Genomic DNA, 649 nt, shown 5'->3' with positions numbered 1-649 from the left:
GGTGTATGCGGTGTCGAGGCTGGAGTAGAGGACGAAGTCGATCCCGCCGTTGCGTGGCTTGTCGGGTCCCTTGTAATCGTCGTTGCGTACGACGTTGATCTGGACGTTGTGGCGCCACGCGTCGGGCCCCGCCATCTTGTAGGCGCCGTTGCCGATGGGGTGTTCGCCGAATTCCTTTGCGCCCTCGGTGAAGAAGACGTCGGGGAGCGGCTTGAACGGCGTGAAGCCAAGGCCCAGTTTGAAGTCGATGTTGGGCTGCGTCAGGCGAACGGTGAAGGTGTGGTCGTCGACAACCTTCAGGCCCGACATCTGATCGGCGGTCGAATCCTCTCCTGCGACTGCCTCGTATCCGTCGATCGGCTCGAAAAAGCTCTGCTGAAGTTGGGCGTTCTTCGTCGCTGCGCCGAAATTCCATGCGCGAACGTAGTTTTCGGCCTTGACGGGTGTTCCGTCGGTAAACTTCCAGTCCTTCTTCAGATGGATTGTGTAGTTCTGGTTGTCCGTGGTGTCGACGGACTCGGCGTTCGCCAGTGAGGGTTTGCCGTCGGCGTCGTACGAGTACAACCCGGTGAACAGCGCATCCACCACACGGCCGCCGCCGTTTTCGGCGGTGTTCGTCGTGATGAGTCCGTTCTGCGGCTCGGTGCCG

At 60.7% G+C, this 649-nt stretch carries 1 protein-coding gene; it reads right to left on the bottom strand.

Annotated elements, in window-relative coordinates:
- Positions 1 to 649 (bottom strand): peptide ABC transporter substrate-binding protein (locus B3T59_RS16855; protein ID WP_287004414.1); only part of this gene is annotated, 649 nt, incomplete at both ends.

The organism is Gordonia sp. UBA7860 (assembly GCF_002500165.1).
Taxonomy (GTDB): domain Bacteria; phylum Actinomycetota; class Actinomycetes; order Mycobacteriales; family Mycobacteriaceae; genus Gordonia; species Gordonia sputi.
The sequence above is the reverse complement of the archived record's forward strand: the minus strand, read 5'-3'. Positions and strand labels throughout refer to the sequence as shown.